The organism is Allotamlana fucoidanivorans (genome assembly GCF_006265225.1).
Taxonomy (GTDB): domain Bacteria; phylum Bacteroidota; class Bacteroidia; order Flavobacteriales; family Flavobacteriaceae; genus Allotamlana; species Allotamlana fucoidanivorans.
Window position 1 is genome coordinate 1 of sequence record NZ_VDCS01000127.1, and the last position, 253, is coordinate 253.

Below are 253 nucleotides of genomic sequence, written 5' to 3' on the forward strand. Positions count from 1 at the left end.
TAATAGTTACCGTACCTCCCGTACAGAAGTCGATAGACTGATTGGTAAAATCATGTGATACGCTCGGTGAACATCCCCCCGCTAAACTGTTATTTATAATAGCTGTTTGATTAGTTACCCAAGCTACGATATCAGCATCCAGTGCATTTTGAGCTGCAGTAGGATCCGCATTATCAAACTCACAGGCATCAGCTGTATCATCAGAAGGACTAGTATAGCTTACTACTTGCGGTTGTGTTAGGGTATAGGTAGC

Annotated in this window: 1 protein-coding gene; it reads right to left on the bottom strand. The window is 42.7% G+C overall.

Going from position 1 to position 253, the window contains the following annotated elements:
* On the bottom strand, positions 1-253 hold a 253-nt coding region (locus FGF67_RS17355; RefSeq protein ID WP_158293255.1), incomplete at both ends, for a hypothetical protein.